The sequence below is a fragment of the Streptomyces sp. NPDC012508 genome, assembly GCF_042902595.1.
In the GTDB taxonomy this organism is placed as follows: domain Bacteria; phylum Actinomycetota; class Actinomycetes; order Streptomycetales; family Streptomycetaceae; genus Streptomyces.
The window spans coordinates 113096-127946 of record NZ_JBIBEO010000004.1 but is presented as its reverse complement, the minus strand read 5'-3'; the positions used below and the strand labels follow the sequence as shown (position 1 = coordinate 127946).

At 67.6% G+C, this 14851-nt stretch carries 11 protein-coding genes and 1 pseudogene; 4 read left to right on the top strand and 8 right to left on the bottom strand.

The genetic code is table 11. The features are described from left to right. Window positions 1-5 precede the first annotated feature (5 nt). From ACFY8U_RS14800 to ACFY8U_RS14790, 3 genes are all read right to left on the bottom strand, one after another. Window positions 6-2288 carry an ABC transporter permease gene (locus ACFY8U_RS14800; RefSeq protein ID WP_389569946.1) on the bottom strand — a complete coding sequence of 761 codons (2283 nt, stop codon included), beginning with the start codon at window positions 2286-2288 and terminating at the stop codon, window positions 6-8. Beyond that, window positions 2285-2944: an ABC transporter ATP-binding protein gene (locus tag ACFY8U_RS14795; RefSeq protein WP_389569944.1), complete on the bottom strand. Its 660-nt coding sequence runs from the start codon at window positions 2942-2944 to the stop codon at window positions 2285-2287. The genes ACFY8U_RS14800 and ACFY8U_RS14795 overlap by 4 nt, the downstream gene beginning before the upstream one ends. Before the next feature lie 66 nt (window positions 2945-3010). Then, window positions 3011-3337: a hypothetical protein gene (locus ACFY8U_RS14790; protein ID WP_389569941.1), complete on the bottom strand. Its 327-nt coding sequence runs from the start codon at window positions 3335-3337 to the stop codon at window positions 3011-3013. A gap of 894 nt (window positions 3338-4231) precedes the next feature. Here ACFY8U_RS14790 and ACFY8U_RS14785 point away from each other — a divergent pair. Beyond that, complete coding sequence (locus ACFY8U_RS14785) at window positions 4232-4372, top strand: hypothetical protein (protein ID WP_389570961.1); 141 nt, start codon at window positions 4232-4234, stop codon at window positions 4370-4372. Window positions 4373-4546: 174 nt separating this feature from the next. On the opposite strand, the pseudogene ACFY8U_RS14780 reads toward ACFY8U_RS14785, so the two are convergent. Continuing rightward, window positions 4547-4936: pseudogene (locus tag ACFY8U_RS14780) on the bottom strand (alpha/beta fold hydrolase); the annotation flags it as partial. Window positions 4937-5666: 730 nt separating this feature from the next. On the opposite strand from ACFY8U_RS14780, the gene ACFY8U_RS14775 reads away from it, so the two are divergent. Further along, on the top strand, window positions 5667-6491 hold the full coding sequence (locus tag ACFY8U_RS14775; protein WP_389569939.1) for a hypothetical protein: 825 nt from the start codon (window positions 5667-5669) through the stop codon (window positions 6489-6491). 227 nt (window positions 6492-6718) lie between these two features. Here ACFY8U_RS14775 and ACFY8U_RS14770 read toward each other — a convergent pair whose 3' ends face one another. After that, complete coding sequence (locus ACFY8U_RS14770) at window positions 6719-7675, bottom strand: hypothetical protein (RefSeq protein ID WP_389569937.1); 957 nt, start codon at window positions 7673-7675, stop codon at window positions 6719-6721. Window positions 7676-7950: 275 nt separating this feature from the next. On the opposite strand from ACFY8U_RS14770, the gene ACFY8U_RS14765 reads away from it, so the two are divergent. Then, window positions 7951-8793 (top strand): PE-PGRS family protein, encoded by an 843-nt coding sequence (locus tag ACFY8U_RS14765; RefSeq protein ID WP_389569934.1) that lies wholly within the window; start codon window positions 7951-7953, stop codon window positions 8791-8793. Here the strand turns inward: ACFY8U_RS14765 and ACFY8U_RS14760 are convergent. Both ACFY8U_RS14760 and ACFY8U_RS14755 read right to left on the bottom strand, forming a co-directional pair. Next, window positions 8723-10411 carry a PE-PGRS family protein gene (locus ACFY8U_RS14760; RefSeq protein ID WP_389569931.1) on the bottom strand — a complete coding sequence of 563 codons (1689 nt, stop codon included), beginning with the start codon at window positions 10409-10411 and terminating at the stop codon, window positions 8723-8725. The two genes, ACFY8U_RS14765 and ACFY8U_RS14760, sit on opposite strands and share 71 nt — an antisense overlap. 237 nt (window positions 10412-10648) lie before the next feature. Beyond that, window positions 10649-12592, bottom strand: coding sequence for a hypothetical protein (locus ACFY8U_RS14755; protein WP_389569928.1), 1944 nt, complete (start codon window positions 12590-12592; stop codon window positions 10649-10651). Between the two features lie 162 nt (window positions 12593-12754). Between ACFY8U_RS14755 and ACFY8U_RS14750 the strand changes: the two genes are divergently transcribed. Beyond that, the gene (locus tag ACFY8U_RS14750) at window positions 12755-13414 is read left to right on the top strand and encodes an HAD family hydrolase (RefSeq protein ID WP_362360349.1); all 660 of its coding nucleotides are present in this window, start codon (window positions 12755-12757) and stop codon (window positions 13412-13414) included. Here the strand turns inward: ACFY8U_RS14750 and ACFY8U_RS14745 are convergent. After that, entirely contained in the window at window positions 13395-14669 is a 1275-nt protein-coding gene (locus ACFY8U_RS14745) for a transcriptional regulator (protein WP_389569925.1), read from the bottom strand. The two genes, ACFY8U_RS14750 and ACFY8U_RS14745, sit on opposite strands and share 20 nt — an antisense overlap. Window positions 14670-14851: the final 182 nt, after the last annotated feature.

The window sequence follows — 14851 nt, the reverse complement described above, 5'->3', positions numbered from 1 at the left end:
ATGGGTCAGTCGCGCCGGATGTGCTCGGGATCGATGTGGCGCTGCACGAGCGGCAAGGAGGCGAGGGCGGCGGCGATCAGCACGCCGAGGCAGCAGACGAGCAACAACGGCAAACCACTCCAGTCCCAGTGAACGGCCCCACCCCCGGTGATCAGATAACTCGACTCGGCAAGCCACCCGGTGACCACAGCCGCGCCAAGCCCCAGACCAAGCGGCAACACCACCTGCGCACACTGCACCACCCGCAGAGTCGCAGCCCGCGCCCCAAGCAGAGCAAGCGCGGCAACCTGCCCCCGCCGCTCCATGGCCCGATCAGCAACGGACACGACGAAGGCGGCGACGCTGATGACGAGCCCGAGGACCATACCGGCGGCTAGGAGGCTGCGGATCACGGTGAGTTGGGCGAGGGAGGTGATGACGATGCCGACGGGTTGGATCGAGGCGGTGGGAGCGATAGCGCCAAGTGCGTCGAGGGTGGCGCGGACGGTCTGGGGGTCGGAATCACTGGCGAGAACGAGCTGGCCTTCTGCCGGAAATGTGCCGGCCGGGAGCAGCGAAGGCGGGACGAGCACGTCTGCAGCGCTGAGGTCGTACGACTCGTAGGCGCGAACGGTCATGAGTTCCTGAGGGACGTCAAAAGTGAACTTCTTGCCGTTGTCCAAAAGGATGGGGAATCTCTTCCCGGGCTTGGCATCCTCAGACACCGGATTGGCGGGGCGTCGGAGGCGGACGGTCTTTCCGTCGACGCAGCCATGGGACGACTCGCCGAAGGCCCTGAGGTGCGCGCAGGTCGCGACGGTCACGTCGAGGGTCGTGTTGCCGGTGCCGTTAGCGTCGTACCAGGTTGGAGCGCTGATGCCATGTCCCTTGATCCCCTTTACCTTGGTCATGCTCTCCCGCTGCTGAGGGGTCAGTTCGGTGAGTCCGACCCTGTACTCCTGGACGGGCGAGGTGTTGCGGCTGACCTGGCTGAGTTCTACGAGGACGCCCTGAGTGAGGGCCGTGGCATAGATGAGCAACACCAATCCGGTGACCACGCGTAGGGAGGCGCCGGGCTCAACCTCGGCGCGGCGCATCGCGAGCGCCAGCGGTAGAGACCGTGTAGTGCCTGCCAGCCGACGGGCGAGCCACGCAGTAATCGGCGGCAGGCCGAAGACCAGGCCGGCGCCGGTCAGCAGCACCGCGGCCGGGACAAGGATGGTGCTGGCGGAACCGCCGGACGGATCTCTCCCCAGCATGCTGAGGACGCAGTATCCGCTGATGACACCGAGCCCCGGAACAAGCAGCAGCGTCCCGTGTGCGTTGGGTGGCTTGCGCTCTGCAGTACGGCGGACGTTGAGTGGGGTACGAGCCGCTGTGCGGGCGCTGTGTTTGCTGACGAACCAGGCGAGCGTTGGGCAGAGGATCAGGCACGCGGCAAGCGTGCTGGGCTCGGGACGGCCGTCGGCGGGGTACCAGTGGAGACCGGGCAGGCCGATCCGCGCCATGATCTCGTTGACGACGAGGTATCCGCCAACACCGAGCATTGCCCCCAGGAACGCTGCGGCCACGGTTTCGCCCGCGCTGACCCGCAACGTGTCCTTGACGCTCAGCCCGACGAGCCGCAGCGCTGCGAGTCTGCGCGCGCGCGATTCGGCCGAGAGCCGGGCACACACCGAGAGAAAGACGGCGAGGGGGAGCAGGACCACGCAGGCGAGGGTGAACCGCAGGATGTCGAGGGTGGATTCTTCGACGACCTCCGCGACGGGGTAGCGAGTGCCGAAATGGTCGACGTGCCGGACGCCTTCCTTCGGAAGTTGAGCATGGGTGGTACCGATGTAGGCGTACAGCTCGTCGGGTCCGGCGAGTCCCTGCGGCCCGATCGTCCCAGTCACCTTGCCAGGCAGGAGTCCAGCCACTCCGGGGGCCTCGGCCAGAACCTGGCGCAGCTGCGGCGAGACGATCACTTCGCCAGCGGCGGGCAGCTGGTCGATGCCAGGAGGAACCGGCGCGCGGCCGGCCAACGAACGGGCGACGAACACCCGGCGGAGCGGCTGGGATCCGTACGCGTCCTTGCGGCTGAATGCGATGGTGTCGGCGGTCGACCATCCATCCTCCAGCTCGTACCCCGCTCGTGGCTCACGGGCGGCTGATCTGGCGTCGTGGGCGGCGAGGATCGCCGGAATGGTGAGAACGGCGGCGAGACAGGCCACACCGAGAGAGCTACCGAACGTCATCAGCAGGAATCGGGTCCAGCCCCTGCGTCCGCCACGCCACAGCAGAAGCATGCCGAGCAGGAATGGGTTCATCGCAGGATCCCGTCGGCCATGGTGTAGCGGCTATCGGCTTGTTCGGCCACCGTCGCGTCGTGCGTGACGATGACGACAGCGGTGCCCTGGTCTCGTGCAAGCCGCAGGAACTCCTCCAGTACAGCTGAGGCGTTGACGCTGTCGAGCGCGCCGGTCGGCTCGTCTGCGAACACGACGTCCGGACGGTGGACAAGAGCCCTGGCAACCGCCACGCGCTGGCTTTGGCCACCGGACAGCTGCGAGGTCCTGCGCCGCAACAGCTCAGTCATGCCGAGTCGTCCGAGTACTTCCCCGGCCGCCTCGTGGGCAGGCGCCTTGCGCTGCCCGGCCAGGCGGAGAGGGAGTGCCGCGTTCTCCTCGACCGTGAGTTCCGGCAGCAATTCCCCGTACTGGAAGACGAAGCCGAACCGCTCTCGCCGCAGCGTGCTCAGATCATCATCGGAGAGCGTAGAAAAGGCGACTCCGTCGAAAGAGACAGAGCCGTTCGTCGGTGCCAACACCCCGGCCAGGCAGTACAACAGCGACGACTTCCCAGAACCACTGCTCCCCATGATGGCCGTCACCTCCCCACGCCTGAGCGAGAAGTCCGCGCCGTCGACGGCCTTCTGCGTTCCGTAGAAGAGATCCACGCCCTCGGCGTGGAGAATGGCGTCCATCGTGGTGCGAGCTCCCTTGCTGTGGAGGCCGCACGTACGCGGCCTCCAGAACGGTCGTACGTGCGACTACCGCTGCCTCGGACGCTCGCGGTACACGGCGTCTGAACAGTTGTCCGGGCGCAGGGATCCGCGGTCACGGCAGGCGCGGATCCACGCCTCGCTCGTGATTTGTGCGGCGCCGTCGTAGATGACCTTCTTCAGCGTGACGGTCTTCCTCTGCACTCCATAGAGGCGGCTCCAGCTGTACCCCTCGACCTTCGACTCCAGGTACACGTTGTGACCGTCATTGTCTTCGTCGTCCGTGAGCTTCACGTCGAAGTGGAATCCGCCGTGGTTCTGTCCCCTGGGCTCCCACTTGTACTTGCCGACGGCGATCACGCCTCGGTCGCCCATACGCGGAAGGGTCTTCCATCCGTCCGCCACGGCAACCCCCGCCCCACCCAAGAACAACCCCGCCGCAACCGCCGCCGTAATCAACTTCCGCACATTTCCTCCAGCTTGAGAGCGCCCCGCTCGGGCATTGCGGAAAGTGTTGCAGCGATTACGGAGAGCATCACCCGGCGTAACGTCTCTGCCGCTCCGGACCCCCCGATCCGGTGACATCACCACACGAGTCCGACCATCGACCGATCGGTCGCCGCGGGGAACACCGAAGGCCCCGGCCGGTTTCCCGGGCGGGGCCCTGCGCGCGATTCCTGACCAGCCGGGACCGGCCGGCCCGGCGGCCGGGGGCAGCCGACGGGCTCCGGCTCGGCGCCCTCGGCGCCTGGCTCACGGCGGTCGCCCGCTCGGGCGAGACGGATGCAGCGTTCACCGCCCGCCTCACCCCCTCCGCCCAGCAGGCGGCGGCCGACCACGACCACCTGGCCGGGGAGTGCGAGGCGTCCCTGGCGACGCTCGATCCGGTCGAGATCCGCGAGGCGAGGTTCACGTACGGCCCGGCCCTGCGCCCCCGCCCTCCCCCCAGGGATGGTCGCCCTCCACCTCCCGCAGCGACCGAGAGCGCTCCCACGCGCCCCCGCCCCGTAGGAGTGATCATCGGTGTGGCGGCGTGAGCCGGTGCGGCTCGGCGCCCAAGGATGCGCGCATGCGCATTCCCTCATCCCTGCCGCGCCGTGCCCTCGTCCCGTTCGTGGCCGCCGTCGCGTTGCTGGCCGCCGCCTCCTTTTCCGTCGCCGCGGAAGAGGAGGCGGTTCGCTCATCACCGCCCCGCTCGCCCGCCCCGTCGCCGCCGACGACCCCTGTCCCAGCACCGACCCCGTCGTCTGCCGGATCCGCGTCCTGCCGATGGACGAGAAGGTGGAGGCCCAGCGGACGCGGATGCAGTACCACGAGCTCCTGGAGGACATGCACCGTACGGAGGCCAACATGCGTGAGGCGGGAGCCTCGGACGAGGAGATCGCCCGCGAACTGGTCGGATCTGCGTGAAGGTGCTGCCGGAGATCGTGGCCGCCACCGCGCGGCCGAGGTCGGGCAGGGTGAGCGAGTCGTGTTCGCCGGTGAAGCACAACGTCGGCACGCCCTCGATGCCGCCCGGCCGCAGCCCTCCCCAATCGATGACGCGACGCGTCGACGCGATGTGCCGGGGGATGTCCGCCACGAGATCGGGGCGGCGCCCGCCAATGCCATGCGGGCCACCCGCTCGGGTCGCTCCTGGGCCAGGCCGTAGACGGCCGGCACACCGTAGGACGCCCCGAAGATGTTGACCCGGTCCAGTCCCAGGCGGTCCAGGAGATCGGCCAGGGCGAAGGACAGAAAGTCGAAACCGTAGGAGCCGGGCAGTTCGTCGGCGCCGCCCGAACCCGGCAGGTCGACGCTGATCACCGTCGCAGCCGCGATCCAGGAGCCTTCCAGCCGACGGTAGGAGTACATGTCCTGGAACGCGCCGCCGACCACCACCACAGGCTGCGTGAGGGGGGCGGGGTTCTCGACGACACGGCACCTGTAGGTGAATCCGCCGCAGACGAAGCGATGCACCCGAGCAACGTTCATGATCAACCAACAGGGTCCGCTTCGCGGAGGTCACGGCATGATCGTCAACTGGTGGAACGCACCCGAGGTCAGGACGACCAGGTCCGGGAAACGTCGAAGGGCCCCACCGCGAACGGTGGGGCCCTTCGACATCGTGCCCGGTGAGGCACTGGCGGAGGATACGAGATTCGAACTCGTGAGGGGTTGCCCCCAACACGCTTTCCAAATGTTCGTACGGGGGTCCGGCGGGGGTCGTGGGTGTCCTGACCTGCGGCGGAGCGTTCGGGGTGGCCCCGTCCGGACGGGCCCGGACGGGGGCGAATGAGACCAGAACTGAGACCACGAAGCTGGGTTGCCTGTCAGGGCGGCAGCGCGATCCCGTCGCTCGTCACGGGCCTGCGGTGGCCAGATCGACGGTACTCGGCTCGCACAGGGCTTCGTACTGACATGAGGCGTTGGTGAACCTCCCCGGGGCATAGAGACTGGTGATGGGGCTGAGCCCCTCGATGTTCCGAAGGGGGAGAACGTGTCGGAAGCCGAGTTCGGGGCGCTCATCTTCACTGTTTGGACATTGTCGATATGGGCCCTGACCATGACGGCAACATCGCAGCGCCGACGTAACAGAACGCTCTTGGAACGGATCTGCTGGGCTCACGCGCGGGCACACGCAAGACGGCGCCGCGCTCACCTGGTGCGTCAGGTCCGCGACAGTTCCTTGGCAACGCGTCCAGACCGTCCGACGCTGGACTACTTGCAGCGCGAAGACGTCCTGTATCAGGCATCCCGGAGGTCACTCGCTCTCAAGATGGTCGTCCCCGTCGCGATGTCCGTCTCAGCGGGTGGTGCCCTTGCAGCAGCCATCCAACGCACAAGCTGGTACGTCTGGCGCGACGCCGTCGCCGTAGGGGTCTTGGTGACGCCCATGTTGATTACGGCTGTGATCGCCACGCTTGTCGCAAACCAAGGCATGCAACGGTGGACAACCGAGGCCGTGACGGTCACGGTGCGCAGGGCCTATGAGGCACTTCTCCAGCCTCTGGAGGTAACAGGGAAGGAGCCCCCGACGGCATCGCCCTTCAACTCTCCGCACGTTGCGGCAGTGCGAGCGTTGGAAGACTTCGCCATCGCGTTGGAGAGGTATGCCGTGCAGCGTGCGCTTCCTGACGGCCGCAACCCCATGCCCCAGGTTGTGGCCCGGTTCGCAACAGCCGCTGCCCTCGTACGTGAGCTTCGTGACGGGGTTGAGCTTGATCGGATCGACGGTGCGAAGCGTGCTCTGCTCGAAGTGGAGCGAATCCTGAAAGTGCTCGCCAGCGGCCGGCTGCAAGATCTCGCACCCGGGGACGTATCCGCCGACGGGCTGTTGCACAGCCACCGCGAGCGCAGAGCGTGGCGGCAGCAGGTGCTGCGGGGATCTGCGTTCACCTTGTGTCTCGCCGGCATCGTCTTTGCCCTGGCTTCGTCAGCTGTGGGTGTCGCCCTGGCCACGGCTGCCGCGGCGGGGCTTGTGGTCACCTGGGACAAGATCCTTCGTCTCTCCACCAGCTCGGACGCGAATAGGTCAGCGAGCACCTGACCGCTGATGGTCGACCCGGATCGGGGGAAAGCCGGCCTGAGCGCCCACTTCGCTGCTGTCACTCGGCGCGGTGAACGGCCTGGGGAAGGGCAATCAGCGGCATCGGGAGCGTTGGACGGAGACCTACGAGTCAGGTGCCTCTCGGCGGACGTAGCGGCTGGCCGTAGGCCGTCTTGAGACCAGCCTGTGCCAGCTGCTGTTGATCACTGCGAGACGGTCGGGGCCGATCAGGTGAGTGCCGAGTCCCTGCCTTGGAGTGCTCGCCCCGCGATGTCGGCGATCTGCCCGACCTGCTCTCGCAGCCGGAAGAGTTCTGCGGTCTGCTGCCGTCCCGCCACGATCTCGGATAGGGCGGCGATGACGGTTTCCTCGTGACCGGCGGTGCCGAGCACCTCGGCGGCCTGGCGGAGCAGAGCGGCGCTCACACTGACCGAGTGGCTCGACTCCATCGCGGACGGGATGGTGGGCTCAGGGGCCGGCCTGGCCTTGCGGCGGAGTGGGGATGGTGCCGGAGTGGGCGTGGGCTCGGCCACCTGCGGGGGTTCGATCGTCACCGTATCGGGGCTGCCGAGCACTGTGACCACCGGCTTTCGATAGCAGACACCTCTACCCATCTTGGTGGTGTAGACGACGAGCTCCAGCGTGAGGTCGCAGATGGCCAGGCCGTTGACCCGCTTCAGCGCGTCCGTCAGGTCGGAGAGCTGCGCGGCCATCTGCCACGAGCTGGTCATGAAGTGGAACTCGCCGAGCGCGGGTTCTGCCGCGATCCGGAAGGTGAGGTTGATGGACGGCGTCGGGCCGCGGCCCTCTTTCGCGGCCACCTTCCGATCCTCGAATACTGGAGGGCAGCCGCATGGCTGGCCCTTCTTCTCTTCTGGCGACAGGAACTCCAAGCCGTCACATTGGTGGATGATCCCCTTACTGCCCCAGAGGATCATGTGAGCCGCCACTGCGTCAGGCCCATCCATGAGTACGCGTACTGTCTCAAGCTTTGTCAGGACTTCGTGGGTAAGTTTCCCTCCGCCTTCGTTCGGTTGAGGTTGACCGCCCAGGAGGCTGGCGACGCGGGCGGCCACCCCTGCGTCGTCGCTGGTGAAACGCCATGTGTCCAGAGCCTGAGGGCGTCCCTCGGTCGAACGGCCTGTGTGGAAGCGACCTACTCGGGTGGTTGTGCTCTGCGTCATTCGAAATCCTCGGTGGCGCGGAGTGTGGACAAGGCGGGTGCCTGTCCGCTGAAGAGGGCTCACGTTGCGTGCTGCAACGCCTACGGCGGTGCGGCGTTCATCATTGTTCTCCCGCCAGGCGGTAGTGCGGCGGGCATGCTCAGACTTGGCGGCAGAGAGTCGCCAGGCCGATCAGATGGATGAACAGATCGGCCCCTTTTGGGGACCTTGGACACCCAGCTGCTGTTTTGGCAATTGTCGGGCAGCTGGATCAACAGACCTGGCTCAATGGACCCATGGAGATGGGTGAGCACTGGGCCTACCGAGCGAGGCCGAAGGAGCTGGGCGGCCCGGTTCGTCGGGTCGAGGTCGTACGAGTAGGCGGTCGTGGCCGGGCTGATTGGCTTCACGTGCGGTTCCTCGACGGTGACGACGCCGGACTGCAGGAGTGGGTCGACACGACTTCCCTCGTGGCGCGCTGGGAGGAGGTCGAGGCGTTTCGTGCGGACGACGCGAGCGAGCTCGCTCTGGCCGAGGTGTCGCGGCATGTGCGGGGGAGTGCCGACTTCGAGGCTGCACGGTTGATCCTCGGGTTCGTCCGCCCGAAGAGCAAGCTGCGTCTGCGGCGCAGTGTCGCGGACGCAGGGATCCTGGAGATGGGCAGTCTCGACGGCGGCGCTCCCCTTGTCGGCATGGATCCTGCGGAGCTGCGAGGCGATCCGATGGTCTATGAGAACCGCGCCGGCCTGTGTCTGGCCGGGTGGCCGGTCACCGAGCGCATCGCGCGCCTCGTGGCCGGCCGTCTTGCCGAGGACATCCTGCCTGAGGTGGATCGCAGGCAGCAGGCCATCGATCAGGAGCGCACGCAGTCCTCCTGGTACTCCTACAGCCGCCGGGACGACCGCAAGCTGGACGCGGAAGCGGCCGTCCTGCGGACCGTCCGGGAGTGGTGTGGCCAGGACAAGGCCGAGCGTTACGACGAGCTGGTCGCCCTGCGCGAGGAGGTTGTCCGACTCGGGAAGCTCGTGGAGAAATCGGTGAAGGCCCTACGCGACCGCGGGCACGGCGTCATCGCCTCCACCATTGAGCGCGACCTCGGGGTCCATGTCTCCAGCCTTGGTCCAGACGTTCGTCGGTGAAGCTACGCCACCGCTCCGGCTCCGGCTTGGGCGGTTCGGCTTCCGCCTTAGGCTCTTCCTTCTTCGGAGGCTTCTCTTTCTCCGGCCGCTGCGGATGCCATCCGTCGAGGAAGGGCCGTAGCTGGTCGCCCGTGGGCTCCGCGTGGAGGCTGTGGGCGGTCAGGCCCCTGCCGGCCACGGTCGGGTCGAGCCGGTCGGCCTCCGCCTTCCCCCACGCCGACCACTCGCGTAGTCGCCCGGCTTCGTGGGCGTCGTCCGAGGCGGAGGCGGCCTCATCGAGCGCGGCGCAGAAGACCCGCATCTCCCCTGCGGCCCGCCACTGCGCCAGGGCGGTACCGAACCGGTCGACCCGCACGGCATCCACTGCCTTGATCGTCGCGACGCTGACCGCCGCTTCCCACTCCCGCCGCGTACGCTCCTTCGCCTCCGCCTCCCGCCGCCGGCGCTCCCCTTGCTCCTCGGTCTCCCGTCGGCGGCGTTCCTCTTCCAGCCGCTCCCGCTCCTCACGCTGACGCCGCTGTTCCGCCTCCCGTGCCAGCCGAGCCTGCTCCTCCGCCTCCGCGTTCGCCTTCAGCTCCCGGAAGACGGAGTCGATCTGGTCCTCCAATGGCTTCTTGGCGGTGTCGCCCCACTCCTTCTCCCAGCTGTAGCGGTAGCCCGATTGCTGGGCTACGTGCAGTTCCAGTTCGCCGGACGGTTCGAACCGGTGGGCCGGGGTGACCCGCTGCCAGTCGTACGTCCGCCGACCCGGCTGCGTGGGCACGTACCGGACCTGCTTCTGCCGTTCCTTGAAGCTGATCTCGTACGTCCTGCCGTGGACCGTAAGCAGCGGCCTGGCCTGCCTGCGCTTCTTCGACACCGCGATATCGCCGTGTCGCGCGAGGGCCTGCTCGGCGAGGAGCCGAAGGAGAGTAAGCACCCGTGGGAGTACCTCGTCCGAGATCTCGAATGCACTGTGGTCCGCGGTCACCGCCGCGATCACGTCCTCGACGTCGGTGATCACTCGGCTGCGTGCCAGGCGAATCCGGTTCCACTCGGTGTCGTCCTCGCCTGTCACTCGGAGCAGGCCGAGGAAGAAGTCTCCCTTCGCCCGCCCGCTGTACTTCAGGTGGTAGCCCTCCGGCGCACACTGCCGCGCGGCGTCGAACGCCCTGCGATAGCGGGCCCGCTCCTCGTTGCTCGGGTCCGGGATCCGAAGGAACCGACCGGCCTTCTGCACCTCCGCGATCAAAGCCGCGCCGATTTCCGCCGGCGACTGACGTGGCGGCTTCGCCGGGCGTGACGGCGCCGACTTCGCCTCGGGCGAGGGCGCCGCCCGCCGACGGGGAGGCGCCGCAGGCTCCGGTTTCGACTCGGCTGCTGCCGGCGGCCGTTGCTTGCACGGGGCTGGCTCGGGCCGGTCTGGATGGTGGCCGTGTTCCAGGTAGAAGCGACCGTCGTCGGTGATCTCCGCCCGCCACTTCCCACCATGCCTGGGCATGGTGATGAGGCCCCGACCCTTGAGGGCACGGGCGGTGTGGGCAAGTTCCGGGCTCTCAGAGGTAACGGGATCCGTTCCCTCTCCAATGCGGGTGAGCAAGGCCAACTGTCGATCGTTGAGCGGCGACCATCGGTACATGGTGACCGTCGTACCGGTCCCGCCGAGCGCCTACAACCAGAATGGCGATGCTCCCGCCTCCGCCTGCCGAGCGAATCCACGACGTGAACGTCCGACTGCGCCTTCTGGGGGAGCCGGAGGACCCGCTGTCGGCCAGAATGCGAGCCAGGAGCCGAAACACCCTGTGGAGTAGACGGCTGCTCTGGTGTTTGAGCCAGGGCCGCCGTGTTGTCGTCGCGCACTCAAAAACTGGCTGGATCACCGGCCGCTGGGCGGCTTCGGCCACGAGGTGTCCTCCTTCGCGGCGGTGAGGATGTCGCCCAGGCGGAGCCAGGCAGTCGGCCCGGAGTAAGAGGCAGGGCTGGTGGCGAAACGCGCCCAGGCTTCCTCGTCTTCGCCGAGCGCGGTCGTGACGACTGACGCGACCGCGGCGTGAGCCGTGCCGTGTTCGGGACCACCGACGGTCAATGCGGCCCAAGCGGGCAGCGCGCAGATGAGTTTCGTATCGCACTCGGGGAGTCTGAGCACTTGCCGAACCCATGCCTCGCGGAGGTGAGGGCCGCCCCCGAGGCGCTTACGCAGGCCAGCGGTGACCTGGAGCAGCGCCTCCTGTGGTGAAGAGTGCCGTCCCAGCACGTCGGAGAAACCGAGCTTCGGCCGGTAGCTGTCGCGACTGCCGAACGACAGCAGCGCCTTCTCGACGAGCTCATCGTTTCCGGCGTGGCGGGAGAGATAGTCGTCCAGCACTTCGTCGGAAGCGGTTGCCAGATCTCGTACGGTGACCTGCTGTGGATCGCCGAGCGCCGAACTGCGGGCAGCTGTGGTCGGGTCCCCGAGGATCCGGTCGATGGCGGTGCGAAGATCGGCAAACTCGCGATCGTGCTGATCCGTGCCGAGCTCGGTGACCTCCCAGCTTCGACGAGGCTGTGGTCTCGCATGCCGTAGGACAGCACGAGCCTTGTCCCTCACCTCGCTCGTCACCTGAGGGAGGTGGAGGAGCATGGAATGCAGCCATCGCAAATCGCGGGGAGTCCGTCGGCCGGGCTCAGGGTCGGTTTCCCAGAGCTCCAGAGCCTCTTCGGCGACTGCCGCGAAACGCTCGCCGAGCGTCACCAGCAGTTCCTGCGGCGCGCGCCAGGTGTGCGCGCGGCCGAATCGGTCCTTGGCGTCGGACGGGGTGAGGAGGTGGCGCCAGGAGGTGTCGGCCCTGGACTCCACCCAAAGGACTGCGGCCCGCAGCCCCGCGGAGCGGACTTCAGGGGACTCGTCGAAGAACTCCTCGACGTGGCGGCGCTCCTTCGGGGACAGGGATGCGAGCTCACCGGCAAGCCGCGAGCGCACATCCGCCTCCGAGGCGCCATCACGGAGTAGGCGACTCATGCGCGTGATCAGGGAGGCGCGAGGGAAGTCCGCAAGGTCGCGAACGGCGATCTCTTCGAGGAGGGAGCCCTCGACATCCCAAGGGATGGTGCCGAGCAAGTGCTTCCGGATGTAGTGGCTCGCTCGCGTGCCCTGCGCCCACTCGATCAACTGACGATGACGGTCGATATGGACTCGCGTGATCGCCTCCCACATCGAGCTGCCCGCGTCCAAGGTGGCCATGTACGCGTCGAATCGGGCAATGACGTCGCCGTCCCCCTCGTCCAGCCGTGGGGAGGAGGGAAGTACGGGCAGCAGGCCAAGAGCGGCGGCGAAGACCGAGTCGTCGAGCATCGGCTCACGGAGGATGACTTGTGCCGTGCCGGGATCTTCAAGGAGCGCCGGCGTCATCGGCTGGCTATGCGGTCCACGCCGACGCAGCTCGCTGACAACCGCCGCCGTCAGTGTCGGCCCGCGGTCCCGTCGGCCGAGTGCGCCGAGTTGGGCTACGGAGTAGCGGCGCAGCGTCTCCGCGCGCAGTTCGTCCGGGCATGAAGGATGGCCGAGCGCCGCTGCGGACAGGTGCATCGAATAGCTCGCGTAGGAGGCGGCCTCCTGCCGAAGGTCGCTGTCGATCGCGGCGCTGAGCATCCATTCAGGAGCGGAGGCACTGAGCGCCCCACGAAGAAGCGCGAGCAGGAGGTCGTCGCGCACGCTTCCCTCAGGTAGCTCGTGTGCTCGGGCCACCGCCATGCCGACGGGCGGTGTATCCGGCCCGGACTGCGCGGCGATGGCACGCAGGAACTCGATGGGCAGCCCTGAACGTGGCTCTTCGACGGTCATGCTTCTCCCCCATGTTGATCACAGCACACGTCGACCCATGGTGAGCCACACCACTGACAGCGCGGGCGATATGACCTGATCAGGTCAGGGACGGGGTGGAAATTCAGCCGCGGTCCGACAGGGCTGTCTACTCCAGGTGCTGCACCGTCTAACCTGCGGAGCATGATTCGTGCGGTGGTGTTCGACGTGGGTGAGTGTCTTGTCGACGAGACCCGGGAGTACGGGACCTGGGCGGACTGGCTGGGGGTGCCGCGGCATACCTTCGCGGCGATGTTCGGGGCGGTCATCGCGCAGGGGCGCGACTACCGCGAGACGTTCCAGGAGTTCCGTCCGGGGTTCGATCTGACCGAGGAGCGCGAGAAGCGCGCGGCGGCCGGGAAGCCGGAATGGTTCGGCGAGGACGACCTCTACTCCGATGTGCGCCCCTCGCTGGCCGCGCTGCGAGAGGCCGGCCTGTGGGTGGGCATCGCCGGGAACCAGACCGTGCGTGCGGGCGGCCTGCTCCGCGGGCTGGACCTTCCGTCCGACCTGATCGCCACCAGCGACGACTGGGGGGCGTCAAAGCCGGACGTGAAGTTCTTCGAGCGCGTCATCGAGGCTACGCCTGCCGAGCCGGGCGAGATCCTGTACGTCGGGGACCGGCTCGACAACGACATCCGTCCGGCCGTGCAGGCCGGGCTTCTGACAGCTCTGATTCGGCGTGGGCCCTGGGGCACGATTCAGCAGCGTGACCCGGATGCGGACTCGATCACCACGATGCGCATCGACTCGCTCGCGGAGCTGCCTGAGAAGATCGCCAAGTTCAACGCTGGAGAGCGCTGACAGTCGTTCCCCAGTCGTAGAGACGATCGTCGAGGTCTCGGACGCACTGCTCGTTCTGCCATGGGGCGAGCGTGCGTCGGACCTCGCGGATACGCTCCATGCCCGTGGCGTACCAGGTGATGGCGAGCTGGTCGAGGGCTTGTACGGCGTACCGGCATGCCGCCTCTGGGTGGCCGTCCGCGGCTTCGACTGCGGCGAGATCACCGAGGACGACCGTGCGCTGCTTGTCCGACTCGGGCGGCAGGTCGTCGAGAACCTCCTGAAGAGTCTGGCGGGCTTGTGGCATGTGGCCGGCCTTCAGCTGCGTGTTCCCTTTGAACGCGGACAGGCGCACGGGGCTGAACCAGTCCAGCCACTCAGGGGTGGGGTGCTCGGAGCCCGAGGAAAGGGCGTCCTCGGCGTGTCCGATCAGGCGGAGCGCGGCGCGAGGGTCGCCGCATCGGGTCTCGCATTCCGCCTCGACTGCATCCAGCCATGCCCAGTGCTCCGCGGAGGCGTCTCCGCGTCGAGCGTAGGTGCGGGCGGCCATCATGCGCTCGATCGCCGCTTCCCGGTCATCGGTCCAGCCGGGGATAAACGCCATGTGCGCGAGGATGGCCGATCCGAGGAGGGGGTCGTCGGCTTCGCCCGCCGCTTGCAGGGCACGCAAGAGGGTTTCCGAGGCTTGGTCGGGCTGGCGCAGGTCGAAGAACTCGATGCGCCCGGCCAGTAGATAGGACTCGGCAAGGGCGCCGGCCAGGGTCTGGCGAGCAGGGTTCGCCGTCTCCGGCAGGAGAGCGCATCCCAGACGGGCGTGCTCCAGCACTGCGGGGTGCAGTACGGCGGGCGCTACGGACCAGTAGAGGTGCCGGTGAGAACGAGTGACGGCCTCGAAGTCCTTGCCCACTGTGACTGGCTGCGTCGCGAGCCCGGCCTGGGCGGGGACGTTAGCTAGCCGCGCTCCCTTCAGAGGCGCATGCGGGGTGTTGCGGACCGTCGAGCCCGCGTGGCGGCTCTCATTTCCCCAGGGTGGGGTGAATCCCAAGTCCTCCATGCTCTGGCCCAGGAGGTGGGTCAGAACTCGGTGGACGTCAGGCTGAGGCCAGGGCGGTGTGGCGGACTCCCAGCGTCGGATCTGACGCACGCCAACAGCGAGCCCCCTGATGCCCAGCTTGGGTGCCGTCTTGGTGATGGCGTCGGCCAGAGCCTGTTGTGAGTTGTATCCGGCCGCCAGGCGGGCGGACTTGAGTCGGGTGTTGCCTGCGGGACGGGACATGGATCTCCTCCGGGGACGAGTTCTCGTCAGAGAGTGACATGCGATGTCCCCGCCGCGGCGCAAAATCATCCGCTGGATCCCAACAAAGCCCTGTGGAAGTCCTCTTGATGACCTGTCAGAGCCCTCGAATAGGACCTGGAGGGCCAGGAAGATGGCATCCACGGGCCGAGGACATCGGCCTC

Bases quoted from the DNA above. Each gene is read 5' to 3' on its own strand.
- ACFY8U_RS14755 (WP_389569928.1), bottom strand. From the start codon at position 12,592: ATGACCGTCGAAGAGCCACGTTCAGGGCTGCCCATCGAGTTCCTGCGT.
- ACFY8U_RS14800 (WP_389569946.1), bottom strand. From the start codon at position 2,288: ATGAACCCATTCCTGCTCGGCATGCTTCTGCTGTGGCGTGGCGGACGC.
- ACFY8U_RS14760 (WP_389569931.1), bottom strand. From the start codon at position 10,411: ATGTACCGATGGTCGCCGCTCAACGATCGACAGTTGGCCTTGCTCACC.
- ACFY8U_RS14785 (WP_389570961.1), top strand. From the start codon at position 4,232: ATGGACGAGAAGGTGGAGGCCCAGCGGACGCGGATGCAGTACCACGAG.
- ACFY8U_RS14765 (WP_389569934.1), top strand. From the start codon at position 7,951: ATGGAGATGGGTGAGCACTGGGCCTACCGAGCGAGGCCGAAGGAGCTG.
- ACFY8U_RS14795 (WP_389569944.1), bottom strand. From the start codon at position 2,944: ATGGACGCCATTCTCCACGCCGAGGGCGTGGATCTCTTCTACGGAACG.
- ACFY8U_RS14790 (WP_389569941.1), bottom strand. From the start codon at position 3,337: ATGGGCGACCGAGGCGTGATCGCCGTCGGCAAGTACAAGTGGGAGCCC.
- ACFY8U_RS14750 (WP_362360349.1), top strand. From the start codon at position 12,755: ATGATTCGTGCGGTGGTGTTCGACGTGGGTGAGTGTCTTGTCGACGAG.
- ACFY8U_RS14770 (WP_389569937.1), bottom strand. From the start codon at position 7,675: ATGACGCAGAGCACAACCACCCGAGTAGGTCGCTTCCACACAGGCCGT.
- ACFY8U_RS14745 (WP_389569925.1), bottom strand. From the start codon at position 14,669: ATGTCCCGTCCCGCAGGCAACACCCGACTCAAGTCCGCCCGCCTGGCG.